The 25,958-nt window shown below is 48.4% G+C and carries 22 protein-coding genes and 1 riboswitch; of the genes, 17 read left to right on the top strand and 5 right to left on the bottom strand.

What is annotated here, in order from left to right:
- The first annotated feature begins 4 nt into the window (after positions 1-4).
- From lpdA to M3650_RS15170, 4 genes are all read left to right on the top strand, one after another.
- Entirely contained in the window at positions 5-1,423 is a 1,419-nt protein-coding gene (lpdA, locus tag M3650_RS15185) for a dihydrolipoyl dehydrogenase (protein WP_019423897.1), read from the top strand.
- A gap of 274 nt (positions 1,424-1,697) precedes the next feature.
- Entirely contained in the window at positions 1,698-2,492 is a 795-nt protein-coding gene (thyA, locus tag M3650_RS15180) for a thymidylate synthase (RefSeq protein ID WP_019423898.1), read from the top strand.
- Between the two features lie 47 nt (positions 2,493-2,539).
- Positions 2,540-3,025, top strand: coding sequence for a dihydrofolate reductase (locus tag M3650_RS15175; RefSeq protein ID WP_251575937.1), 486 nt, complete (start codon positions 2,540-2,542; stop codon positions 3,023-3,025).
- A 172-nt stretch (positions 3,026-3,197) separates the two neighbouring features.
- Positions 3,198-4,685 (top strand): glutamate synthase subunit beta, encoded by a 1,488-nt coding sequence (locus M3650_RS15170; RefSeq protein WP_251575935.1) that lies wholly within the window; start codon positions 3,198-3,200, stop codon positions 4,683-4,685.
- Between the two features lie 148 nt (positions 4,686-4,833).
- Here M3650_RS15170 and M3650_RS15165 read toward each other — a convergent pair whose 3' ends face one another.
- Together M3650_RS15165 and M3650_RS15160 are read right to left on the bottom strand one after the other, a co-directional pair.
- Positions 4,834-5,874: a glycosyltransferase family 4 protein gene (locus M3650_RS15165; protein ID WP_311295087.1), complete on the bottom strand. Its 1,041-nt coding sequence runs from the start codon at positions 5,872-5,874 to the stop codon at positions 4,834-4,836.
- A gap of 505 nt (positions 5,875-6,379) precedes the next feature.
- Positions 6,380-6,805 carry a hypothetical protein gene (locus M3650_RS15160; RefSeq protein WP_251575931.1) on the bottom strand — a complete coding sequence of 142 codons (426 nt, stop codon included), beginning with the start codon at positions 6,803-6,805 and terminating at the stop codon, positions 6,380-6,382.
- Positions 6,806-7,103: 298 nt separating this feature from the next.
- Here M3650_RS15160 and M3650_RS15155 point away from each other — a divergent pair, with 298 nt between their 5' ends.
- A complete protein-coding gene (locus M3650_RS15155) occupies positions 7,104-9,443 on the top strand; it encodes a type IA DNA topoisomerase (RefSeq protein ID WP_251575930.1) in 2,340 nt (779 codons plus the stop codon).
- A gap of 31 nt (positions 9,444-9,474) precedes the next feature.
- Here M3650_RS15155 and M3650_RS15150 read toward each other — a convergent pair whose 3' ends face one another.
- Entirely contained in the window at positions 9,475-10,236 is a 762-nt protein-coding gene (locus M3650_RS15150; protein WP_251575929.1) for an HAD family hydrolase, read from the bottom strand.
- A gap of 81 nt (positions 10,237-10,317) precedes the next feature.
- The gene (locus M3650_RS15145) at positions 10,318-11,232 is read right to left on the bottom strand and encodes an ArsR/SmtB family transcription factor (protein ID WP_251575928.1); all 915 of its coding nucleotides are present in this window, start codon (positions 11,230-11,232) and stop codon (positions 10,318-10,320) included.
- Between the two features lie 173 nt (positions 11,233-11,405).
- Between M3650_RS15145 and M3650_RS15140 the strand changes: the two genes are divergently transcribed.
- The 12 genes from M3650_RS15140 (at position 11,406) to M3650_RS15085 (ending at position 24,178) form a co-directional block, all read left to right on the top strand.
- The gene (locus M3650_RS15140; RefSeq protein WP_019423906.1) at positions 11,406-12,587 is read left to right on the top strand and encodes an MFS transporter; all 1,182 of its coding nucleotides are present in this window, start codon (positions 11,406-11,408) and stop codon (positions 12,585-12,587) included.
- Positions 12,588-12,753: 166 nt separating this feature from the next.
- Entirely contained in the window at positions 12,754-13,482 is a 729-nt protein-coding gene (locus M3650_RS15135) for a phosphonate ABC transporter ATP-binding protein (protein ID WP_251575927.1), read from the top strand.
- A 122-nt stretch (positions 13,483-13,604) separates the two neighbouring features.
- Positions 13,605-14,213, top strand: coding sequence for a DUF3298 and DUF4163 domain-containing protein (locus M3650_RS15130; RefSeq protein WP_251575924.1), 609 nt, complete (start codon positions 13,605-13,607; stop codon positions 14,211-14,213).
- Between the two features lie 150 nt (positions 14,214-14,363).
- Positions 14,364-15,671 carry a hypothetical protein gene (locus M3650_RS15125; RefSeq protein WP_251575923.1) on the top strand — a complete coding sequence of 436 codons (1,308 nt, stop codon included), beginning with the start codon at positions 14,364-14,366 and terminating at the stop codon, positions 15,669-15,671.
- Positions 15,672-15,688: 17 nt separating this feature from the next.
- Entirely contained in the window at positions 15,689-16,387 is a 699-nt protein-coding gene (locus tag M3650_RS15120) for a response regulator transcription factor (RefSeq protein ID WP_019423910.1), read from the top strand.
- Positions 16,384-17,817, top strand: coding sequence for a sensor histidine kinase (locus M3650_RS15115; RefSeq protein ID WP_019423911.1), 1,434 nt, complete (start codon positions 16,384-16,386; stop codon positions 17,815-17,817). Before M3650_RS15120 ends, M3650_RS15115 begins: the two co-directional genes overlap by 4 nt.
- A gap of 169 nt (positions 17,818-17,986) precedes the next feature.
- Positions 17,987-18,511, top strand: a complete 525-nt coding sequence (locus M3650_RS15110; RefSeq protein WP_019423912.1) for a response regulator — start codon at positions 17,987-17,989, stop codon at positions 18,509-18,511.
- A gap of 39 nt (positions 18,512-18,550) precedes the next feature.
- Positions 18,551-20,392 (top strand): HAMP domain-containing sensor histidine kinase, encoded by a 1,842-nt coding sequence (locus tag M3650_RS15105; RefSeq protein WP_251575922.1) that lies wholly within the window; start codon positions 18,551-18,553, stop codon positions 20,390-20,392.
- Between the two features lie 226 nt (positions 20,393-20,618).
- Complete coding sequence (locus M3650_RS15100; protein ID WP_251575920.1) at positions 20,619-21,410, top strand: transporter substrate-binding domain-containing protein; 792 nt, start codon at positions 20,619-20,621, stop codon at positions 21,408-21,410.
- Between the two features lie 87 nt (positions 21,411-21,497).
- Positions 21,498-22,154 carry an amino acid ABC transporter permease gene (locus M3650_RS15095; protein WP_251575918.1) on the top strand — a complete coding sequence of 219 codons (657 nt, stop codon included), beginning with the start codon at positions 21,498-21,500 and terminating at the stop codon, positions 22,152-22,154.
- Positions 22,147-22,869, top strand: a complete 723-nt coding sequence (locus M3650_RS15090) for an amino acid ABC transporter ATP-binding protein (RefSeq protein ID WP_251575916.1) — start codon at positions 22,147-22,149, stop codon at positions 22,867-22,869. The genes M3650_RS15095 and M3650_RS15090 overlap by 8 nt, the downstream gene beginning before the upstream one ends.
- A 352-nt stretch (positions 22,870-23,221) precedes the next feature.
- Positions 23,222-23,388: riboswitch (cyclic di-AMP (ydaO/yuaA leader) on the top strand.
- A gap of 1 nt (position 23,389) precedes the next feature.
- Positions 23,390-24,178, top strand: a complete 789-nt coding sequence (locus M3650_RS15085; protein ID WP_251575914.1) for a 3D domain-containing protein — start codon at positions 23,390-23,392, stop codon at positions 24,176-24,178.
- A 105-nt stretch (positions 24,179-24,283) separates the two neighbouring features.
- Here the strand turns inward: M3650_RS15085 and M3650_RS15080 are convergent, their stop codons facing one another.
- Positions 24,284-25,864: a bifunctional metallophosphatase/5'-nucleotidase gene (locus tag M3650_RS15080; RefSeq protein WP_251575912.1), complete on the bottom strand. Its 1,581-nt coding sequence runs from the start codon at positions 25,862-25,864 to the stop codon at positions 24,284-24,286.
- Positions 25,865-25,958 lie beyond the last annotated feature (94 nt).

Genomic DNA, 25,958 nt, shown 5'->3' with positions numbered 1-25,958 from the left:
CAGAATGGTAGTAGGAGACGCATCTTTGAATATTGACACTTTGGTTATTGGAGCGGGCCCTGGTGGTTACGTGGCAGCGATTCGCGCTGCCCAGCTCGGCCAAAGCGTGCTTATCGTGGATAAATCCGAACTCGGCGGTGTGTGCTTGAACCGTGGTTGTATTCCTTCCAAAGCGCTCATTAGCGCTGCACATCAATACGAAGTTACGCAGCATGCTTCCGAAATCGGGATTACAGCTGAGAACGTGAAGGTGGACTTCACAAAAGTTCAACAGTTCAAAGGCGGCGTTGTGAAAAAGTTGACCGGCGGCGTTGGCGCACTGTTGAAAGCTAACAAAGTGCAAGTATTCAACGGTGAATGCATGTTCATCAACGAGAACGAAGCCCGCGTGTTCAACGATCAAGAAGCACCGCGCTACATGTTCAAGAACTGCATCATTGCAACAGGTTCCCGTCCGATCGAACTGAAAGCTTTCCCATTCGGCAGCCGCATTCTGTCTTCAACAGAGGCGTTGGAACTGCAAGAAGTGCCTAAATCGATGATCGTTATCGGCGGCGGTTATATCGGTGCAGAGCTTGGTCAAATGTACTCCAAGTTCGGTACAAAAGTTACAGTTATCGAGGGTGCTGACATGGTATTGCCAGGCTTCGATAAAGATATGACACAGCTTGTGTCGAAGAGCATGAAAAAATCGAACGTTGAAATCTTCACGGGCGCGAAAGCAGAAAGTGCAACGCAAACGGATAAAGACGTTACGGTGAAATTCACAGTTAAAGGCGAAACGAAAGAAGTTACAGCGGAATACTTGCTCGTAACTGTCGGTCGTCGTCCAAATACGGACGGTGAACTTGGACTTGACATGATCGGTCTGAAAATGACGGATCGCGGTCTTGTCGAAGTTGACCATCAAGGACGCACTAGTATTCCGCACATCTTCGCAATTGGCGATATCGTTGCAGGTCCTGCGCTTGCACACAAAGCTTCTTACGAAGGTAAAGTGGCAGCTGAAGCGATTGCGGGCATGCCGAGCGTCATTGACTACAAATGCATTCCTGCTGTCTGCTTCACGGATCCAGAATGCGCAAGCGTCGGTCTGTCCGAATCCGAAGCGAAGGAAAAAGGCCACAAAGTCAAAGCTGGTAAATTCCCTTACGCTGGTAACGGACGCGCCTTGTCCCTTGGCGGCAGCGTTGACGGCTTCGTGAAAATCGTATCCGATGCGGATACAGGCGTCGTGCTTGGTTCGCAAATCGTAGGTCCTGAAGCATCTAACTTGATTGCGGAAATGGGCTTGGCAGTAGAAATGGCTGCAACGGTTGAAGACTTGGCGTTGACCATTCACGCTCACCCAACATTGGGTGAAATCGTGATGGAGGCTGCTGAGGTTGTTCTTGGCCATCCAATTCACACAGTAGGTAAGTAATTCCTCCTCTCTCTGAGGGTTCTGTTACATTCTGTTACGGTTCGATATATTGATATGATCTGCCCCTGCAGCATCGTGCTGCAGGGGATTTTTTTGTGAATGAAAGCGTGAATGAGCTTGGATTGCATCGCTTTGCTCCACTCTCCCCGTTATTCAGGAACATGAGGACAGAAGCTTTATTTCTCTCGTATGACCCCCCGACAAAATCGTGATTTTTTACCGCAGCAATGTTAAACTTAGATGAATCAGAAAGATAGAGAACGGAGTGGATGAAATGAAGGCATATTTGGATTTATTGCAAGACGTTCTGGAACACGGAGTAAAAAAAGAAGACCGCACAGGAACCGGAACGGTCTCGGTTTTTGGCCGTCAGCTCCGTTTTAATCTGAACGAAGGCTTCCCGCTGGTGACAACGAAGCGTCTGCATCTGAAATCAATTGTTCATGAACTGCTGTGGTTTATCAGCGGTGACACGAACATCAGCTATTTAAAAGAGAACGGCGTTCGCATCTGGGATGAATGGGCGGATGAGAATGGCGATTTGGGACCAGTGTACGGTTCGCAATGGCGGAAGTGGGAGACGGCGGATGGCCGCGTCATTGACCAGATTGCGAATGTGATCACACAGATCAAGACCAATCCAGATTCCCGGCGCCTGCTTGTCTCGGCCTGGAATGTCGGGGAAATCGACAATATGAAGCTGCCGCCTTGTCACTATGCGTTCCAATTCTATGTCGCTGATGGAAAATTAAGCTGCATGCTCAATATGCGTTCGGTCGATTGCTTCTTAGGACTTCCGTTCAATATTGCGAGCTATGCGCTGTTGACGTATATGGTGGCACAGCAATGCGACCTGGAGGTAGGGGAATTCATATGGTCCGGCGGAGATGTGCACATTTACTCCAATCATCTGGAGCAGGTGAACACGCAGCTGCAGCGCGAACCGTTCCCGCTGCCGAAGCTTATCATTAAGCGTAAGCCGGAATCGATTTTTGATTACAAATACGAAGACTTTGAATTTGCAGATTATGAGCATCATCCGACAATCAAAGCGCCGGTAGCGGTGTAAGCGGGACTGCAGGCTGAACGATAAAGCGAGAGGAAGAGCAAATTACGATGTCAATTACGATGATCTGGGCAATGGACGAACAACGGCTCATTGGGAAAGATAACGAAATGCCGTGGCATATTCCGAACGATATGGCTTATTTTCGCAAGATGACGCGGGGCAAGACCGTCGTGATGGGTAGAAAAACATTTGATTCGTTAAGCGGAGCGCTTCCGAATCGACGGAATATTGTCGTCACGCGCAATCAGGCATGGAAGCCCCAGGACGCGGAAACTGTCCACGATATTCATGATGTGCTGCCGCTCGCTGAGCAGGATGAACTCATGATTATTGGAGGTGCGCAAATATACAAGCAGTTCATGCCCTATGCGGATAAGCTGCTCATTACACGTATCGACGAGACATTTGACGGGGACGCTTACTTTCCTGAATATGATGAGACGGAGTGGAAGTGTGTGGGTGAGGAACAGGGAACTGTAGATGATAAAAATAAGTATCGCCACCGTTTTTTGACGTATGTCCGTAATCGTTGAAGAAGTGTGTTGTGTGCTGAAGTGCAAATGATTTGCTCATCACTCCATTGGATTATCCTAACGATTTAGGTACGATAATGTGAAAAAACATGTCGAAGAGTGCAATACGCAGCCTAATATATTGTTGGATGAACGTGCAACGCTTTACGGACAGACGGATGGAGGAGAAAGCATGTCAACGCCTACTGGATTTATGGAATATCGTCGTCAAATTCCGGCTGACCGCGATCCGATGGAACGGTTACAGGACTGGGAAGAATTCCACAAACATATGAATGAAGAGGATCTGCGCACGCAAGGCGCCCGTTGTATGGATTGCGGCACGCCGTATTGCCATACCGGCATTGAAATGTCAGGGGGCACTTCGGGATGTCCAGTCAACAACTTAATTCCGGAATGGAACAGTCTCGTGTTTCGCGGATTGTGGCAAGAAGCATTGGAACGTCTCCATAAGACGAATAATTTTCCGGAATTTACAGGACGGGTCTGTCCAGCACCATGCGAAGGCTCCTGCACGGTCGGACTTATCGGCCTGCCTGTTACGATCAAGACGATCGAAGAAGCGATTATCGAACGTGGCTTCGAAGAAGGCTGGGTAAAGCCTGAGCCTCCTGTAATGAGAACCGGTAAGCGTGTCGCCGTAGTCGGTTCCGGGCCAGCTGGCTTGGCATGTGCGGCACAGCTTAATAAAGCCGGTCACCTCGTCACCGTCTACGAACGTGCCGATCGGATCGGCGGGCTGCTCACATACGGTATCCCGACGATGAAGCTGGATAAAGGCGTCGTTGAACGTAGGGTACAGCTTCTGGAAGCGGAGGGCGTTACCTTCATTACGAATACGGAAATCGGTACCGATATTCCTGGCGCGAAGCTGACAACTGATTATGATGCGGTTGTATTGTGCGGAGGAGCTACGAAGCCGCGTGAATTCGCTATAGAAGGCAGTACGTTGCAAGGCATTCATTACGCGATGGATTATTTGAACGGAACGATTAAGAGCTACTTGGATTCCGGACTGGAAGATAACCAATATATTACGGCCGCGGGCAAGGATGTCATTGTCATCGGCGGCGGAGATACGGGAACAGACTGTGTGGCGACCGCGCTGCGCCATCGCTGCCGCAGTATTACGCAATTCGGTACCCATGCGAAAGCGCCACAAGAACGCGACCCCATCGCGAATCCGTGGCCGCAGTTCCCGAATGTGTATACGCTCGATTATGCGCACGAGGAAGCGAAGGCGCTATACGGTCAGGACCCGCGTGAGTTCTCTATCATGACGACGAAGTTCGTCGGGGATGAGGAAGGGCGTGTGAAAGAGCTTCACACGGTACAAATCGAACGTATAGTGGATGACACTGGCCGCAAAATATATAAGCCGATACCCGGAACGGAACGTGTATTCCCGGCTCAGCTTGTGCTCATCGCAATCGGCTTTGATGGGCCGGAGAAGACGCTTGTTGAACAGCTCAGTCTCGAGACGGACCGCCATTCGAATGTGAAGGCGGCTTATGGCAAGTATGCGACGAACGTGGAGCGTGTGTTCGCCGCCGGCGATATGCGCCGTGGACAGAGCTTGGTCGTCTGGGCCATTAATGAAGGCCGTGAAGCGGCTCGCGAGGTTGATCATTATCTAATGGGCTCTACCTTGCTGCCTTAGATGGAGCTTGTTGAGAAACCCAAAATGAAGTGAAAAGGAAACAAGAATGGTGGGAGTATCCGCTTCCGTCACTGTTGATTCCAGATCGTTATTGGAATGAGACGATGCGGGGATGATCCGAAGCTGCGCGCCCATGAAGCGCGGCTTCTTATTTTTTTGCCCCTAAATCCTGCAGCATGGCGATAAACTGACTGCAATATTGTTCAATTGAAAAATGGGCTTTGACATGCTTCTGGGCATTGTCAACAATAGTGTGACGCAAGGAATCATTGCGCATTAGCTGCAGTGCAAAGTAGACAGCTTCTTGGATATTGCCGAGCGTGTAATATATTCCGGTGACATGTGGAAGGACAGAGCTGCGGACGCCGCTCGAGTCCGTCGTTAACACCGGACAGCGGCAGCTCATCGCTTCTAGCACCGCAAAAGGTCCGCCCTCTGATTTGGAGGTGCAGCAATACATGCCTCCAGAGTCGCCAATCATCGAGAAATAATCTGGCATTTGTCGATTAGGCACATTCGATTGAAGCACCAAATGCTGATTCAGTTGGAGAGTATGGACCATCTGTTCGAACTGCACTCTTTCTTCGGGTGAAGCCAAGTTGGCATCTTCAAACATCCATAATTGAATCTTCGGATTATGTTGAAGCAAATGATGTCCTATAATTAGAAATTCACGCCAATTTTTATTGTCACGTTCCTCGAGTCTGCCGATCCATGCGATGATTGGGAACGGTTTTTTCGGTAATGACCGATATGTGAATGACTTCGTATCCAGGCAATTGTTGAACTCATATTTACGCATATGGGGAAAGAGAGTTGAAAATATGTCGGAAATATAAGGCGTCTTCGGGTTTAGGAGCGCATTGGCATGGGGAAGAAGATGCGGCGCTGCCTTGGTTAATTCTTTGTGGGCAGCTCCCATTTCACCGTATCCTTGCACTTCAAAAATAATAAGTCCTTCATATCCGAACTCTCGCAATTTTTGGACAAACTCATAGGCAGATACGACGATGATGGCCGCGTAGCTTCCTTGGGCGACAATATGCTGTATTTTTTGATCTTCATTCGTAAAAAAAGTAGGGGTGTCATTATAATTTTGCATACCCGCACCGTGCATGAAATAAAGGCAATGGCATTCGATGCCGCGTTTTTTCAACGCTTGACAGCGCAGTCGGTTCAACGTTTCCATGCCACCGCTAGGAACAAAAAAAACGAACAATATTTTCATTGCCTTCCTCATGCCCCCCTGATTTCATCGTCATCGGCGTATTATATGTGCATCAGTATAAATGAGCCTGTGTTCCTGCACATTTCATAAGCGATAGGTAAAAAATAGATTTCTATCCGTTACTGCCGACGAACGTCTGTCATACATATATCCTACATAACAGCTATACAGGGTCACACGCCGAACACAAAGTCTGCATATCGGCATCTGGCATTATCATTCAGGCATTAATCTGCATCTGTTTGTTGTTAGTTAGCTTTTGTACTGCCGAAGCGTCATTCTATTGCTAGCCTATGTAATAAAATGACGGCGAAGCAGGGGAAGTACGAAGACCGTACTGCTCCAACGATCAGCGTACCATAGACAAGAAACCAGGGATAAGAATACAAAGAGTATTTTTAAATAAACGAACAGCGGTTTGTGACACATCTGCGCCACAAACCGCTTTACATGATAGATGAGAAGGTTAGGCGATGACTTTTCCTGTAATGTTGACCGGACCAGTTACTGTAATCGATCCGTGTCTCGGATTTTCATTCAAAGCGAATAATTGATAAACGCGTTCTCCTACAGGTACATTTGTCAGTACCGCTTGAAAGGTGGAAAGATTATTGGAAGAGCAGTCTGCTCCCTCTGCGCTGTCGGTTGCGTCTTGTCTTATGCTGGCAACCAATACACCATTTTGTAAAATTCTGAGCTGAAGGGTAGGCTGTTCGTTTTTTCGGCTATCCGCCGTCCAGCCCACACTTGATATAAGCTCGATAAAGTTCGTCGGTGGGGCAACGAAGAGTCCAAACTCCAACAATAAGGTAGGTGTATCCGTAAGTCTAACATCGGAGGAATCAGCCAAGTTGCTTAAGAGGGATCTATTGTAATTAATTAATGTCGGCATTAGCTTATCGCCTTCTTTCTTTGAAATTTATTATACAATATGCATTTCAGACAATTTTCGCTCATACAAACATCTATTTTTGTTCCGATTTCATAAAATTAAGCGAAAGTACAAACGAAACCAAATCATTAGCCATCAAGGAGGGGAAGCGGCCTAATCGCATCGCCGCGGGATAATTAAGAACTATTTTATTGCATTCCTTTGTCTCCTATTTCATAATGAAAGGATAGGAATCGCCGCAAGAAGCTGCGTTGGTCATACGCGGCTTCTTCTGTTGTCAGAAAGAAGAGGTGAGGGGATGAAGACGCTAGTCGTGGCGGAAAAGCCCGATATGGGGCGCACCATCGCTTCCGTCATTGAACCGAGAGGACGCAAGCACCGTACGCACATCGAAGGGGACAATTATATTGTTACGTGGGCCATCGGCCATTTGCTTGGTCTTGCGGAGCCGCAAGTGTATGACCCGAAATATAAGCGGTGGTCATTTCACGATCTCCCGATATTGCCGTCTGCATTCAAAATCGTTGCGGAGCGGCGCACGAAAGATCAATTGAAGCAGATCGGGGATCTTGCGAAGCAGTGTCATACCATTATTAACGCTTGTGATGCCGGGCGGGAAGGTCAGTATATTTTTGCGCTCATCGAGCAGCATTTCAGATGGAAGCATCCGGTGAAGCGGCTCTGGATTTCCGACTTGACCGCGGAGACGATACGCCGCGGCTTCCAAGAGCTGAAAGGCGCTGAAGAGTATGAGCGGCTGACGGCGGCGGCCAGGGCGCGCAGTGAAGCGGATTGGATTATTGGGATGAATGCATCCCGCGCATTTACGACGAAGCATAAGGCTCTCTTGTCTGTCGGACGGGTACAGACGCCCGTCTTGGCGCTGATATATGACCGCGAACAAGAAATTGCGGCGTTCAAGCCGGAATCATATTACGATATTACGGCCCAATTTCAGCAAGGAGAGGTGACGTATAAAGGGGCGAGGCAAGGAGACCGCATTCAAGACGAGCAGACCGCATCTGAAATCGTCGAGCGGGTGGATGGGAAAGAGGGGCGTATTGCCGACTTTACGATTAAGGAAGGCAAGGAATATCCCTATAAGCTCTATGATCTGACGCTGCTGCAGAGAGATGCGAATGCGCGCTTCGGTTTTTCGGCCAAGAAGACGTTGGACATCGCGCAAGCGCTGTATGAGAAGCACAAGGTGATAACTTATCCGCGTACCAACTCCAATTATGTGACGGAGCAAAATATTGGTAGCATGCATCAAGCAGTGAATATGCTGAAGCAGATGCCTGATTATGCCGCTTGGGCGAACATGGCCGATCCGAAGCGCGTTCATCGCGGCAATCGAAGCGTATGCAACCCGAGCAAGGTAGAGGATCACCACGCGATCCTGCCGACGACGAAACGCCCGGGTTCGCTCGCGCCTGACGAAGCCAAAGTATACGATTTGATCGTCCGGCGGCTGCTGGCTCATTTCTTCCCCCTCGCGGAGTACACGCTGTACACCGTCCTGACGGAGGTGGAGCGGGAGACGTTTAAGACATCATTGAAGCAATGGCGCATTCGCGGCTGGAAGGTGCTGTATGATTCAGACAACGACGCCGCGGCGAAGCGTACCGGGAAACGTGCCAAGAAGAAGGAAGAAGCGGAAGATGGCGAGACATCCGGTGCAGCTGACGAGGTGATTGAGCTGGATGAGAATGCTGTGTTCCAAGTAAAGAAGGACCAGACGGCGTTGTGCATTCACGCGGAGTGGAAGGCGAAATCGACCCAGCCGCCGAAGTCGTACACGGAAGGAACACTGCTGAAGGCGATGGAGAGTGCCGGGAAGCAGCTCGATAATGAAGAGCTCCGGGAAGCGATGAAGGACGGGGGACTAGGCACGCCTGCGACGCGTGCGGCCACGATAGAGCGCTTGAAGCAGGTCGGATATATTACGATGACTGGCAAGCGATTGACGCTGACGGCGAAGGGGAAGACGGCCGTAGAGCTCATCCGTGGAGCCGGCGTTCACCTATTGACGTCACCCGAAATGACGGGACAGTGGGAGCGGAGACTGACGCAGATCGCCCGCGGGGAAGCGTCGGAGACCGTGTTTATGGATGCTGTTCGCAAATTTACGGTGCATGTCATTCAATGCGTCGGTAAGCAAGCGCCTGTCGCCGCACACATTTTGGCCGAAATTCAGCCCGACCGGACGAGCAAGGGTCGAGGCAAGGACGGAGGCCAACGTACAGGGAACGGACAAGCATCTGTATCGAAGCAAGATGCAGGCAGCCTGGGCAGTGCGAAAGCAGGACGTGCATCAAGCGACGGAGCGAACTCGGACTCAAGCTCTAGCGCATCCATGGCCTCATTCGGCACTTGTCCACGTGAAGGGTGTGGAGGGACGGTGATTTCCGGACGCAAAGGCTTCGGATGTTCCAATTACAAGCAAGGGTGCAAATTCGTCGTCTGGAAGAAAAACCTCGCCGTCGGCAAGACGATCTCGGAAACGATGATTCGGGAGCTGCTGGAAAAAGGGACAACCAAACGACTAAGCTTCAAACAAGGCAGTGAGTCCGTAAAAGGCAGGTTGGTCTGGGCTAATCGTTCCACCGGCGAGCTGCGGCTTGAAATCGAGGAATAACAACTTCAATATAAAAGCAGGACAATCCATGTTACGATGGATTGTCCTGCTTCTCTGACAGCCACTGCTGAATAACATGAGGGACGTCTATCAACCGTTCAACGGTGTAGAAGGCTCCCTGTGGCGCTGTATCGATGTCTACGACATTATATGACCATTCATTCGGCTGCTTTAAGTAGACGGCGTTCAAGCCAGACAGCAGTGCGGGGATGACATCCGTTCGCACCGAGTTGCCGATCATCCACGTACTTGCGGGATGAAAGTCGTGTTCATTTACAATGTCTGCAAGCGCATCTGACGTCTTATGCTGGCGGATAAAGATGCGGTCGCCGAAGTAAGTCGAGAGCTTCATCTGATCAATTTTGCGCTGCTGAATGATAGGTTCGCCGCCGGTATACAAGAACAGCTTATGTCCTTCATCACGCAAGTAATCGAGTGTCTCCACCATGCCGGGATAGGGTTCAATCTCCATCTCGTATACACTCATGCCTATTTTCCAAAGCAAATCGGTTTCGCTCGTGGACGGTTTGCGTCCGGTCAAATGACAAAAATGATGATATGTCTGAATGAAGGAACGCGGGAAATGTTCACTTTGGAAGCCGTTGTGCTGCACGCAGGCAATATCGAATTGAGCTTGCACCGATTTGAATTCCCGTGAGCCGATGTGCCAAGATTTAAACCAAGTCGACATCGTATCCATAAATTGTTGAATGACCACATCAAAATATTTGTTGCAATGAACGAGGGTATCGTCCAGATCGAACAATAACGTCTGTTTTGCTCGTGACGTCATTACAGCCACCTCCTTACGCCTGATGGACAAGACAGGCGCGAGAGGACCTAGCGGTTACGCTTATGCTGTCTGTCTTTCATGTCATGATTGAACATAGTCTTCCAAAAATGCGGACAAGTCCGCAAGCCCTTCTTGACGGAGAGATATTCGTTCTACTTTGCCATTCCAATAGGTGCGTATGTATCCGGCTGAGCGCAGAACGGCCAAATGGTGCTTGACGGTTCCCGTCGTAAGCGACAGATGCTCTTGAATGTCCGCGAACGTACGCGGTTCCTGGCCGACAAAACGCAATAGCCGCAGCCGATGGTCATCTGCCAAAGCGCGAGTCATGCGGCGCAAGCTGTATGGCGGGAGGAGATCGGATGGTTCTGGCTCATCTACCGCATACAGTATTAATATTTTGCCTTGAAACGTACAGGTTTGATTCATCGGGCGATAATGCCACATTGGTGCGAGAATAACCTCGGATACTTCGCCATTGTCAGGGATGACGACACCATTTGTCGCGACTTCAATGAGCTCGGACGGAGATATTTTGCTCATCAACCGTGCTTTTTCTTCTACATCATGCTTAAGAATCGGTTCCCATTCTGCAATGGAGCGGCTTATGTACTGCTCATACCAGAACTTGAGCGCCGGCACGTAAATCAACTGTGCGCGTTCTTGGTTGAAAGAATGTGATTTTAAACCGTAATGCTGTTTGAGCTGCGTCCAGTCTTCAACAGTCGCATGTTCCAACTGTGAGATGTAGTCGAGTATATCATCATGGCCCTTGCGTTCAAGCGCCATGGCATACAACAGGTCGAAATCGCTTAACGTATATTTGCGAATTTTCTCGGTGTGGGTGTTCCATTCGGAAGGAAGCTGCTGCTCGATTTGGCGAATCCATTCCGTTCCGTTCTCCACATTCCGAATCCATTTGCGATGTGCGAACAGCATGAAGCTTCCAATGAGTTCATATACCGAGGAACAGTCGATGCGAACATGATAGGTCATGTTTTACGGAGCCCCCTTGAATGTCGATACGCTATATATTCATTATGAATTGTTTTGCATAGGATTGTCTACTATAATGTTGAAATGTTGGGGAGATGCGGACATGGGCGGGTAGAAACGCTCTTTTTAAATAGAAGCTCTCAGCGGAATAATAGAATTGGGGAGGTAGAAATATGACTGCTTGGCGGAAAACAACAAGTTCCCCCACTTGGCAATTTGTCATTCTTATTATTGTTGTCACATTTACCGGATTGAGTCAAGGGCTGCTATTGCCCCTGCTCACCATCTTCCTTGAGCGGATGGGCGTGCCGTCCGACTTGAATGCTTTGAATGCAACGGCACTATATATCGGCGTATTTGCCATGATGTTCTTGGTGGAACGGATATTGATCAAGGTTGGCTTCAAACGTATGATTTTGGGCGGTTTAATAGTGGTTACAGCAGCACTGGCGCTCTTTCCGATCATGCAAAATATTTGGGTATGGTTCGTGCTGCGGCTTGTGGTCGGTATTGGCGACAGCGCGCTTCATTATGCTACACAGTTATGGGCAGTATCTGTTAGTCCGGCGCACCGGAGGGGACGGAACATCTCTTTGTACGGGATGGCTTATGGCGTTGGGTTCAGCTTCGGTCCATTAGGAATTAATTTGCTGAAAATTAGTGATGCGGCACCGTTTATCGTCATCGTGCTCATGTTCGTCATCGTCATGGGAATCGTCTTCTTCAAGCTGCCGGATCAACGCGCGGAAATGATGCAGGATGGTTCAAGACCGGAGAAGCGTTATGCTCGCTCGTATCAATGGGCTTGGTTTGCGCTATTGCCGGCCTTCCTATATGGGTATATGGAAGCGTCCATGAACAGCAACTTCCCTGTATATGCTTTGCGACTCGGATTGGAGCAAGAGTGGATTTCGTACCTGCTGCCGTTCTTCGGCATTGGCGGACTCATTCTCCAGCTGCCGCTCGGAATTTTGAGTGACCGTATCGATCGTAAAAAAGTACTGATGACCTGCGGGATTTTAGGCGGTCTTGGCTTCTTGTTCATTCCACTCTTCGGCACGAACATATGGGGCATATTAATTATGTTCATGCTTGTGGGAGGTCTAGTCGGCTCATTTTTCTCGCTTGGTCTCGCGTACGCAGCAGACATATTGCCCAAAGCTTATTTGCCTTCGGCGAACGTGATTGCATCTATTCACTTCAGTCTAGGGAGCATCATTGGTCCGAATCTGGCAGGACTCGGCATCCAGCACATCTCTATCGGAAGCATGTTCTATTTATTGGGAATATGGTATATCGGATTTTCGTTGCTGGGCTTTATCTTCAAGCGTGCGACAAAAACGCTTGCAAGTTAGGTGTTAACTTACTTACACTAGAATATAAGCATTAATTGAATGAATGAAGTGAAGCAGATACGTCGGGGATTAATATGACTTCTGTATTTGTGCATGTTCAAAAATATCACTTTTGGACAACCTCTATTGGGATTGCCGTTATCGGGATGGAGAGGAGCTAGTAACGATGATTAAAGTAGAACGACTTGTAAAGCGGTATCCTCCGGCGGAACCGGTTCTGAATAAACTGAGCTTTGAAATTCAACCCGGTGAGTTCATCGGGATCGTGGGCCCGAGCGGGAGCGGAAAGTCGACGCTGTTGAAGTGTCTAGCGCTGCGTGAAAGCTGGACAAGCGGAAAATTGGTCGTGGACGGGGCCGATATGATCGCCCAGCAATGGAACGGAAAGCGCAAGGTGTGGCGCGAGTTTGCTTATTTGGAGCAGAATCCGGTGCTGGCTGCTAATCGCAAGGCGCTCAAAAATGTGCTTATCGGCCGCTTCCACCAGACGCCGCTGTGGCGCATGGCTACAGGCATGATTCGTTCCGACGATTATATGGGGGCAATGGATACGCTGGAAATGCTCGGTCTGCTCGATAAAGCCCATAAGAAGACGGGGGATTTGAGTGGAGGAGAGAAGCAGCGGGTCGCTATCGCTCGTGCGCTCGTGCATGGTGCGAATGTGCTGCTTGCCGATGAACCGGTATTAGGTCTCGATCCGAAATCGGCCGATTCAGTGCTGGAGACGTTCCAGGGACTGTGCTTCAGGCAGCGCAAGACCGTCATTGCCGTATTCCACCAAGTGGAGCTGGCTGAAAAATATGCAACCCGCATATGGGGACTGAAGCAAGGCCAAATCGTAGTGGATGTGAAAGGCCGGCGCTTGCTTCAGTCGGAGAAAGCTCTTATCTTATAAAGAAATATGGGCATTTGTCACGCCATCTCTTTCTTGCGCATATGCTAGTGCAGACCACGGAGCTTCATCCGTTACGTTCTGTGTCAGCATACATTATGTTACTTGAGGGAGATGGCTGATTCATGCTGCATCCGTTACCAGCGCAACTCGAGCCGTATGTCATCCGCAAGCCGCGATTGGAAGTGTATGTGCCTCAGGTTAGCAGCAGTTCACATCCCGAAGCCGCAGCGAAAATGAATCGAGCCATTCGCGATCAGGCTGTGAAATTAATACAGATGACTGGCTATGAGGAATCACAAGATACTGAGGTAACCGGTACCTACGAAATCAAGCTAAATGAACGTGGGCTTATCAGTCTTGTATTAATTGTGTATGGCTATACGAAGGGTGCCGCGCATGGGATGACCTATCAACGCGGTCTGACGTTCCAGACGGACTCGGGTCAGCTTATTACGCTCGCACAATTGTTCGAACCTGGGGTTCCATATGTCGCGGAGCTATCCAAGCATGTTGCCGCACAAATCAAACAGCGTCAAATACCGACATTCGAACCGTTCAAGTCAATTGATAAAAATCAGGATTTTTATATGACGGATAAGGCGCTTGTCCTGTTTTTCGGCTTGTATGATCTAGCCCCTTATGTATACGGATTTCAGTATTTTCCAATTTCGATATACGATCTGAATGATATCAAAGCCGAGAATGGGGTAATCGATGCGTTGTGGTATTAAATAACGTTGGTTTGTCACGGGATTGTCACCTTTTGGTGGCGCTTTTTTTTTATAATAGATAGGTATTTGGTTCACTCGATAGGGATAGGGGTGTCGAATACTCACCCCGTTCAAGGATACAATGAAATCAAGTTAACTATGAAATGAGGGATGAGGTTGAGAACTAAGCGGCTCATACACAGCGCGTCACTTCTTCTCATTCTGCTGAGCGTGATGCTCAGCGGCTGCCAGTGGATTCAAGATCCTAAATCATTGATGAGCGTTCCAAGGCTCCCTACTGAGAAGGCTAACCTAAAAAGCATGATCGCTTCGCAGCTGCCCGAAGGAGCGATACTTATACGCCCGACCAGCTCGGACGACGCGAGCGCGATCCGGGTCACGGATCTGAATAACGACGGTCTTGCGGATACGGCGGTCGTTTTTTATGAGACCCCGGAAAAGGAAGTCCGCATACATGGGATGGTTTTTCACAGGGACGGGGATTCATGGAGAATGGTCGTTGATTTTGACGGGGAAGGCATCAAGCTCGACTCTGTTGAACTTATCGATATTACGAACGATTCCCGGTTGGATCTGGTGGTCGGATATGGAAGCAACGACACGGACTTGAACAAAGGTCTTGTCATATATACGTTCACGCAGGACGGAATCAACAAACTGTTTGAGCAGCCTTACTCGCAATTTGTTATTGATGATCTTGATCAGAACGGAAAAAACCAGCTGTTTATCGTGAATAATCGCCGCGGTCAGTCCCCGGTTCTTACCGCATTTGATTATCAGAATGGGAAGATGGTCAAGCTTAATGAGCTGGCTATGGATAAAGAAGTAAACATGTATATTAATATGGTGTCCGGCTTCATTAGTAAAGATCACAAAGGAATCGTGATGGATGCATCGGCAGGTGCCAACTATTGGTTGACGAATGTTGTCGTGTTGAATAAGGACAAGGTGCTGGAGCAAGTGCTGAGTGATGACATGACCTTGAAGCCGCATTTTACCACGAGTGCTGACATTAATGGCGACGGGATTATAGAAATCGCTATGCCGGAGACACCGTCAGGTTGGGATCGTCTGTACGAATCCTATGAAATTCCTTATTTTACGAACTACTTTCAGTGGGATGGAAGCAATGGCTTGAAGTTGGTTGACAAGCAGTACCGAGATTATCTGGATCGTTTCTATCTGACGTTCCCGAAATCATGGTATGGTCGCGTTACGGTAGATACGAAATCGAAAAAGGATGAGATTCTTATCTTCGTCGACCAGAATACGAATGAAAAACTAGCCGAGATCCGTTTTTTCACTCCTGTAATGTGGGATTTAAACAAAGAGAAATGGACGTACTTAAGTTCTTTTGGTGATAAAATAATCGGAATCATCAGTAATGAACCGCTTAAACTGAACAAAGGCCTACCTAAGATTCCGGAATTAAACAATAATGAAAGCAACAGTAAATAGATAAGGAGACGGAAACGATGACGAAAATACTAATCCTCGAAGACGAAGAATCCATCCGCAGCTTTATTGTCATCAATTTGAAGCGCAATGGCTTTGATGTCGTGGAAGCCGACAATGGCAACGATGCATTCCAAATGATAATGAATGATCCGACCATCGATATTGCGTTGCTTGATGTCATGGTGCCAGGCATCGACGGGTTTGAAGTGTGCCGCCGCGTCAGGGAGCATAATGAACGATTGGGCATTATTTTCTTGACGGCGAAGGTTCAGGAGCAGGATAAGGTCTATGCCCTTTCCGTTGGTGCGGACGATCATGTAAGCAAGCCGTTCAGTCCGACAGAGCTTGTCGCGCGGATTCAGTCTTTACTGCGCAGGGTGAATTCGTACCAGCAGTCGGCACAGAAGGTAGTATATCATTCGGGTCCGTTTACGTTAGATCTGATAGCCAAACGGTTCTCGAAATTGAACGAAGCTATTGATTTAACACCGACAGAGTTCTCCTTAGTGCAGTTCTTCATGGAAAAAGAGGACATGACGTTAAGCCGTGACGTATTGTTGGATCATGTGTGGGGAAAAGATTACATGGGTGATCCCAAAATCGTTGACGTTAACATCCGCCGTTTGCGGCAGAAAATAGAAGATGAGCCATCTGCGCCGAAGTATATGGAAACCGTATGGGGACACGGGTATAAATGGAAAGGAACTTCTTCATGATAAAACCCGGCATACGCCGTTCGGTCGTACTGCATTATTTCATCGTTGTATTTTTGACGATGCTTATTTTAGAAGCCATTTTTTTAATTTCCGTACGGACGTACTATTATGAGTCGGTATCGAATCATCTGACGTATCATTCGGCCGTAACTACCTCGTATTATCAACGTTATTTGAGTCTGGGTTCGAACGAAGACGATCAAGGGTGGCTTACCGAGCTATTGAAGCTATTTAAACTAGATAACGCCGAAGTTCAAATCTTGAATCGCAGCGGGAAGGTTCTGGTCACTTCGAACGAGTTCAAAGTGGACACACCAGTCACCACTTCCGATGTCATAAGCGCGCTAAACGGGAATATCAATCAATGGACCGGGAAGCAGCCGGGTACCGGCGAAGCCGTCATGGCAGTATCGGCTCCGCTTCTAGTGCGTGGCGACATTGTCTACGTGCTTCGGCTGGTGACCTCGTTAGAATTGGTAAATGACCGAATTAACGGCATAGTGCTCTTGTCCATCATTGTCTCAATTGCGGTCCTTATCGTCGTGCTCGTCATCAGCTTGGGATTGGCGAATTCTATCGTGAAGCCAGTCAACGAGATTACGGCCGCATCCGCACAGATGGCTCGAGGGCAGTTCGACATTCGAATTAAAGAAGGCTATAAGTATGAACTGGGTGAGCTCGCGAAGACGCTTAATTTTATGGCGCACGAAATTGTACGGAGCAACCAGCTTAAGAATGACTTTATATCTTCCATATCTCACGAACTGAGGACACCATTAACGGGAATTAAAGGCTGGAGCGAGACGCTGCTTTCCGGACAATACGATGAAGCAGAGACGAAGCTAGGTATGAACGTCATCTCGAAGGAGACGGATCGCCTGATCGGCCTTGTCGAAGACCTGCTCGATTTCTCCAAGCTGCAGCAGAACAAGCTGCAGTTCCACTGGCATCCGGTATCGTTGGCCAATGTCATTGAAGATACGATGCTGCAAGTGAAGAAGAAGGCGGAACAAAAACAGATTTCGCTCGAAGAGCGAGTCCGCGGGACCGAGATTCCGTTGAATGCCGATACCAATCGATTAAAACAAGTATTTCTGAATCTCATCGACAATGCCATCAAGTTCTCTCCAAAAGAATCGGTTATTACGGTGCACACGACGTGGGATGAAGAGAAGGCAGTCGTGCGAATTGTCGACCAAGGCATCGGGATTAGCCATGAGCATCTGGCGAAAGTGATGGATAAATTTTACCAAGTAAATCCGAGTCATGGCGGAACCGGGTTAGGCTTGGCTATTACGTTCGAATTGGTGAAAGCCCATGGCGGTGAAATGACAATCGAGAGTGAACTGGATGTCGGCACGACGGTCATCGTAACGCTCCCAGTGCGTATGATGCCGGAACTACAGATCGTAGATGAGGAAAAAAGTTAGAAAATATGACTTTTGTATGTTCACTTTCATGCAAAAGTCTTTTTTTTGTGAAATTTAAGGTAAATATTCGTATCTTCAATCGACAAAACATACTATAATGAGATCAATATTGCGACAAGATGTCGCAATTATTCGATTCTTGTCGTCCTCATTGGAAGGAGGATAGGTTATGGGATTGTTTTTGTTCGTCATCTGTGCTGCTTCTGTCCCTTTTTTAATCTATTTGTATTTCAAATATGTAAAGCGAAGAGGAGCCGTCTCGAATGAACCACAGCCTGTAGAATGGAAGGGCTCTGCTTCCGTGTCAGATGATGCTTCTGTAGAAGACGTACATAAGAGTCATTTCTCTTTACTTATCGTGGAAGATCAATATCCGATTCGAGTGTTGTTGAGAGAGGCGCTTCATGACTTTCCCTGTGAAGTGCTGGAAGCGGAAACAGGAGCTCAGGCTCTGGAGCTGTTGCGCCAGTGCCCAAGCCGTATCGTGTTAATGGATGTAAGCTTGCCCGACCAGAGTGGACTTGACGTGTTGCGAACGATACGGACGATGCGTCCGAGTACAGAAGTGATTATGATGTCCGCATATAGCGATACCGAGAAGGTGAATGAAGCGAAAGCAGCGGGCGCAATTGGATTTTTCTCTAAACCGTTTGATCTTGAAGAGCTGCGCTTATACATTTCATCCAGATTGTAACCGACATCGATCCAGGCGTATTCGAATTCGGAGGATGCTATGAATAGAACGATTCCTCGGCAAATGATTATTCATATTGTTGTATCCGTCGCTGCAGCGATTGCCATTATTTTCGTCTTCTCCTATGAAGCCGTACGCTCGACGATTCGGAACAACACGGAAGAGAACTACATGAATCAAGTAAAAATGGCCGCTCACGAAGTGGAAGCGGCCATTCGCCACCATCGGCAGATGGTGGAAACCTATGCCCGTGTTATCCAAGGAATTTATGCTTCTTCCCGCAATATCAAGTCTGACCTGAACGATGTGACCGAAATGTACGCCCGCCAGCCGAATGAACTCGTGTTCGGATACTGGTTCTCCATGCAATCCGACTATGAGAAGCAAGGACGGTTCGCTTCTTGGTATGGAAACAATAAAGAAGGACGCTTGTCTAATTTATATCAAACGAATTACATCGATGAATCATTACCCCAATTCCGAGACGATCCTCGATACGACTTTTATCATGGTGCGGTGAAGAAGAATGGCACTTATATCACTTCGCCGTACATGGACCCTTATGTGAACCTCCCAATTATTTCGATCAGCACGCCGGTTACCGATGAGAGAGGCCGAGTGATTGGTGTGGCCGGTGTCGATATTCGATATGGTGACTTGCAACAGATTGCCTCCAAACTAACGATACATCCGACCAGCAAAATTTTATTAATTACGAACGAAGGTGACATTTTATACGATACGGATGACAAAGAGACTAACTTTTCCAACAATAATATTGACTCTGCTACCGAGTTGGTACCTATCATCAATGAGATTAAAGGGCAAAAAGAAACGGTCGTAATAACGAAATATCATGAGCAGAAAATATACGTTTTTTCTGTGCGTCTATCAGAACCGGCGTGGAGTGCAATGATTCTGCTTCCTGTTGCTGTCGTCGATGAGGTCTTCGTGAACCTATCGATCATTTCAGTCGTCACCTTTTTGTTGCTTGTCCTCGCCATCTACTTACTCGTAGCTGTCTGGGTGCGTCAGTTAATTACGAAGCCGCTTCATCAGCTCGTATCTGCTTCTTCCCGAATTGCCGTCGGTAATTACAACGGCATGCTGCGCATCGAGACGAGCAATGAATTCAGGCAGCTGGGCGAGCACATGAATCGCATGACGGAAGCGCTGCGAAAGCAGGTGCAACTCGAACAAGAAATGAAGCGTATGAGCTCATTGAAGATCGTCGGGGAGATGGCAGCGGCCCTCAGCCACGAGATCCGCAATCCGTTAACGACGGTACGGGGCTTTCTGCAACTGCTGCGAAGCAAGCCTGAACACGCTAAGGAGCATGTCTATTTCGATACGATGATAGAAGAGATAGAGCGGGCGAATACGATTATTACCGAATATTTAACGCTTGCACAGCACAAGTTCGTACAATTCCGTTTCAAGTCATTAAACGATGTCATATCTCATATTTATCCGCTTGTCCAAGCGACAGCGACGGCAAATTGTCAATATATCCACTTGGATCTCCAGCAGACTCCAGCGCTAGAAATGGATGAGAAAGAGATTCGCCAGTTGCTCCATAATCTGATTCGCAACGGATTGGAGGCAATGGATGCTAATCAATCGCTGTACATACGAACTCGTTATGAAGAGGAGTCAGTATGGTTAGAGGTGGAGGATGAGGGCTCCGGCTTTGAAGAGAAAGTGCTCGAGTCGGCGGGGACTCCATTTGTAACGACGAAGGCGGAAGGGACAGGTCTAGGACTATCGATCTGCTATAGTATTGTGCATCGACATCAAGGCCAGTTAATGATTCAATCGGAACCGGGGAAGACTTTAATTAATGTGAAATTTCCAGTGAAGCAAGCGCCAGCTACAGAATAGACAGAGCTCAGCGATGATGCAAAATAAGCGAATGAATGAACGGGGAGAGAAGCTCAAGTTGCGACCTCCCCCTCGTGCAGACTATAGGAAGGTTTCGGCAAGATGAAAGCGCCTCTATGAAAAATTATTGAAAAGAGGATTGTATAAGTATACACCATCATGTATAATGAGTTCAGCCCTTCGAAATGATAGGGTAAAATAGATAGAAGAAGCGGGGATGTCATCTATGAAAGCACTGAAAATCGTTACCATATGCACACTATTAATGAGTCTTCTCATCGGTTGCGGAGCGAAGGGCGACCGTTATGATACAGTTATGGAGAACAAAAAGCTGGTGCTCGGAGTGAGCGCGGACTATCCGCCATTCGAGTTCCACGCAACGGTCGACGGGAAAGACGAGATTGTCGGATTTGATATTGAGCTCGCGAAGGAAATCGCGAAGGACTTAGGAGTGCCGCTTGAAATTAAGGACATGAAGTTCGACTCTGTCGTCGCATCTGTACCGACCGGAAAGATCGATATCGCCATCAGCGGCATGGACCCGACTCCTGACCGCCAGAAAGCGATGGATTTCTCCAAACCATACTATGTTGCTGAAGCTGGTGTCATCGTACGGGCGGAAGACAAGGATAAATACAAGTCACCCGAAGATATGAAAGGTTTGAAGGTAGGCGTTCAAAAAGGTTCTACGTTCGAGGATGTAATCGGACAAATTCCGGAAGCAAAAGCCGAGTTGCTGAATAAGGTGAACGACCTTGTGTTAGCGTTGGAAACGAAGCGTATTGACGCGGTTCTGGTAGAGAAGCCAGTAGCTAAATCTTATGAAGCCAATCGCAAGGAGCTGGCAGTAGCTGACGTCGTATTGAAGCCGGCGAGCGACGGTTATGCTGTCGGCATGCGCAAGGATAGCCCGAAATTGGTGGAAGCTGTGAACAAGACAATCGACCGTCTTAAGGCTGAAGGCAAGCTGGACCAGTTCATTACGGAGGCGACGGAGCTGGCGGAATCGGGAGAGTAAGGCAGGAGAAGGCGGCGGATAGCCGCTTTTTTCATGAGTTGGACACAATAGTGCTATATGAGCAAGGATGGGAAAGGGGTTAGACCGGTGCTCGATTGGTTTGGAATGTTATGGGACTTTAAATGGGATTATTTATCCGGGGCGAAAATAACGGTGCTGTTATCGTTGTTTTCCGTATTGGCAGGGTTCATCTTAGGCGTCGTCATCGTTTTGATGCGAATGTCTGGTTTCAAGCCATTGAAATGGCTGACGACCGCATATATCGAATTGGTGCGGGGCACGCCACTGCTCGTGCAGATTTTTATCATTTATTTCGGTTTAACTGAATTCGGCATCGAATTCAGTCCGTTTATGGCTGGAGTCGTCGCGGTATCGATTAATAGCTCGGCTTATTTGTCCGAAATCTTCCGCGCCGGCATTCAAGCAATCGATAGAGGGCAGGCCGAGGCTGCCCGCTCTTTGGGGATGTCAAAAGCTATGACGCTGCGCCATATCGTGCTGCCGCAAGCGTTTCGCAACGTCCTGCCAGCGATTGGCAACGAGTTCGTGACCATTATAAAGGAAACGTCCATTGTCAGCTTCATCGGCATTACGGACATCATGTTCCAAACCGAGGTCATACGGAGTAAAACGTATACGGCTCTGGGGCCGCTTATGGGTGCGGCCATGATGTATTTCATTCTTACCTTTACGCTTTCCAAAGCGGTTGCAACTCTGGAAAGGAAGTTGAGCAGTCATGATTGAGGTTCGCAATTTGCATAAATCGTTCGGTGTGTTGCATATTTTGAAAGGCATGAATATGTCGATCAAGCAAGGCGAAGTTGTCGTCGTCATTGGGCCGAGCGGCTCAGGAAAGAGCACCTTTCTGCGGTGTTTGAATCTGTTGGAGACGCCGACGCAGGGAGATATTTTGTTCGAGGGCACGAAGATTAATGAGAAGAAGCATAATATTAACAAGACGCGTGAGAAGATGGGAATGGTGTTCCAGTCGTTCAATCTGTTCCCTCATATGACGGTATTGAATAATATTACGCTTGCACCGATTAAGGTGAAGCAGATGAAGAAGAAGCAGGCTGAGATGGTTGCTATGGATCTGCTGACCAAAGTCGGTCTGGCTGACAAGGCCGCGGCTTATCCAGGACAGTTATCGGGCGGTCAGAAGCAGCGTATCGCCATAGCCCGCGCACTCGCCATGCAGCCGCATGTCATGCTTTTTGACGAGCCTACGTCAGCTCTTGATCCGGAGATGGTGGGTGAAGTGCTGGAAGTGATGAAATCGCTCGCCAGTGAAGGAATGACGATGGTCATCGTGACTCATGAAATGGGCTTTGCCCGTGAGGTGGGAGATCGGATTTTATTTATGGATGGCGGCGATGTCGTGGAGCAGGGTACGCCAGAGCAAGTGTTCCAGCACCCGCAGCATTCCAGAACACGTGACTTTTTAAGCAAAGTATTGTAAAACACGATGAGTAACTATAATCTCCAGTAGTTAGGGATTTTGGACAGAATGACCACTCCCCTAATTATGGGGATTTTTTTATGGGGTGAAGCCAGAATGTTCAAATTCCCAAGCATCCGGTTGACGTACGCCTGTAATGCGGTTCATCTTTAGGGGATATTTGGAATATGTAATTTGTTTACAAATTTTTAAACTATGTTATTATAAAAGTGCGAATATTACAAAGTTGTCACTAGTAATTACAAAAGTGTTAGGATTAAGCGTTAAATTAAGCTTAAAAAATCCATAGGGAGTCATTATTTCAAGACAATTCCAGTAACTCCCTGCGCACAGGTTACAAGTTTGTGATATGATGCAATTCGAGCCGAAACGAAGCACCCGTACGGGGGATGATTGACCGGTGTTCAATAAATGATCACCTTGGGGTGAATCGCCATTCCGAAAGATCGGACATGGTGTAGGGGAACTCCTTAACCCGAATCCGACAACTAACCCCGCAGGCTACTGACAGGAGGAACATATGCGTAAAAGAACAATTGTGAAGCTCGCAGCCGCTTTACTGGGTATAGCTACCATTTTACAGATCATCCCGGTATATGCCGAGCCCTACCAGGCTAAAGAGGGAGATACAATCTACTCTATTGCTAAAAAGCAAAATATTAGCGTAGAAGCTCTAGTAAATGAGAATCCATTGATTAATCCGAAGAATATATACGGCGGGTTGACAATGGAACTTCCGACGCCAGTCATTCAAGGAAAAGTATCGTCATCTTATTCCTTGCCTGCCAAGGCAATTGAGAGAGACAACAAAGATGACGCATCGAAAACTTCAACAGAAGCACAGAAGGCAGCTAAGACTGAAGCAGTGGCACAGAAGGAAGCGAAGAAAGCAACGGGCGACAAGAAAAGCTCCACGCCACAACAAGCAGTGAAAGCAGCAAATACTGCTCCTAAAAATGTGGTTAAAATGTCGGGACGTCCGACAACCTATTCGAAGAAGCTGAACATGCGCGCAACTGCGTATACAGCGCATCCGAGCGAAAATGGTGAGTGGGGAGCTGTAGATTTCTACGGGAATGCATTGAAGCTGGGCACGGTTGCCGTTGACCCTAAAGTGATACCGCTCGGAACTAAGCTGTTCATTACAGGCTATCAATTCAAGCATCTGCCGCAAGGAGGACTCGTAGCTGAGGCACGGGATATTGGCGGGGCGATTAAAGGTAATAAGGTGGACATCTTCGTTCCGGTAAGCAAAAGTGCCGGCAGCACTTTCGGCGTGCAAGATGTGCAGGTTTATATTATCAAATAAAAATTGCAATTATACTTAAGTAACTAAAATGTGAAGAGGTTGTCCCAAAAGTAGAGAAAACTACTAGAGGGGCAGTCTCTTTTACATAATTATGTGCTGATTTATTTAATCCCAAATGACCTTCCAATTATGATTTACCGTTGCGGTAATTGTGCCCTGCTTCATCATATAGTCTGCGATAAGCTCGGCTGTGTCAATCGGAATATCACGAACGACCGACTTGCCGGAGAACATTTGGAACCCGCCGGCTCCTGAAGCGCGATAATGGTTCATGGCGACATCATATTCCTTGTCCGGATCAAGGGGCTGTCCGTTCCGTGTCAGTTGCACGATGCGTGTGCCTACCGGTCGGGACACGTTCATGACATACTCTATGCCTTCCCACATGTCATAATTGTAGTGCTGCGCTTTGGGATAGAGAAAGGACGAGTGAACGGCCACTGATTGACCGTCATATGGCGCAAAGTAGCGGGCAGACCATTCCAGAGCGTCCCGGATATCGCGTCCCTTCAACCGCAACACCTTCAATGTGTTGGAATACGGACAAAATGCGGTTATTTCGCGCATGGATACCTGATTGCCGAATCCGGCAGCGCTGTCGTCAAATAAGGCGGTGCATGAAATATCCGTTCCCGATACGTCCATCTGCACACGGTTGATGAACTCGATTAAAGGGTGCTCGACAAGCCGGGCCTCATGGGGATCACGTATTCGCATATCCCCGTTAATTCGGCAAATGGGGCGGTCAAGCCAACGCTGGACATTCACTTCGTAAGGCGTAATCCATTCGCTAAGCTCACGGTCGGCTTCAGCGCCTGCCGCGGCAATCAACTGAGAGCGTTTCTCGCTGACGCGCCAGCGGCCATCTTGACGAGTAAGAAGCAATTCAATTTCGGCCGCGTACCGGCCTTGACTTCCCGGTTGAACAACAATAGTGTCCCCGATATTGCCGCTGGCAATGGTCCGGTGCTGATGTCCGGTAATGAGCACGTCGATGCCTTCCACTTCTGCGCATATCCGTGAGCCTTCATTTTCCCCCGTATCCTCCTCGAGCGCAGCTCCCGTGCGTAAATCTCTTTCCAGACCGCCGTGATAAGCGATGATAACGATGTCGGCTCCTTTACAGCTCCGTAATTCAGGCACCCACTGCTTGGCGGCTTCTACAGCCGGCAGGAAATGCAGGCCAGCGATATGCTCAGGCAGTTCCCAATGCGGGGTGAAACGGGTGGTCAGTCCGAGCACGGCTGCGCGCAGCCCGCCAGCAAATTCCGTTATGAAGTAAGGGTCGCCAAAGTACGGTTTTCCCGTATCCTCTCGCACAATGTTGGCCGCCAACCAGGGAAACGAAGATTCGCGCTGCGCTTTTTGCGCAAAATCAAGACCGAAATTAAATTCGTGGTTGCCCGGGATGAATGCGTCATATTTAAGACGGTTCAAGGCGGCAATCATCGGATTGGGGGACTGCGGATCGAACCGGGCATGATAAGTAGCCAAAGGTGTTCCTTGCAGAAGGTCGCCGTTATCGATGAGAAGAAAATGCTCCTTGTCTGCGCGGACCCGCCGAATCCGTGAAGCGAGCTTTAGCAGACCCAATTCTTCGGTGGCGTTGTCAGCGTACCGTATGGGCAGCATGTGGCCATGAACATCGCTTGTGGCCCATATCGTCAAGGTGAGTGATTTGCGCATTACGGATGACCTCCTATAAGATTTTCATGCTGGGGGGTGTCGCGATGAACTTTTATCACTGTTGGGCAAATCCCTGTTTTCCAATGCCTGCTCG

Origin of the sequence: Paenibacillus sp. MER TA 81-3 (genome assembly GCF_023713585.1) — a bacterium.
GTDB classification, from domain to species: domain Bacteria; phylum Bacillota; class Bacilli; order Paenibacillales; family Paenibacillaceae; genus Paenibacillus_B; species Paenibacillus_B profundus.
The sequence above is the reverse complement of the archived record's forward strand: the minus strand, read 5'-3'. Positions and strand labels throughout refer to the sequence as shown.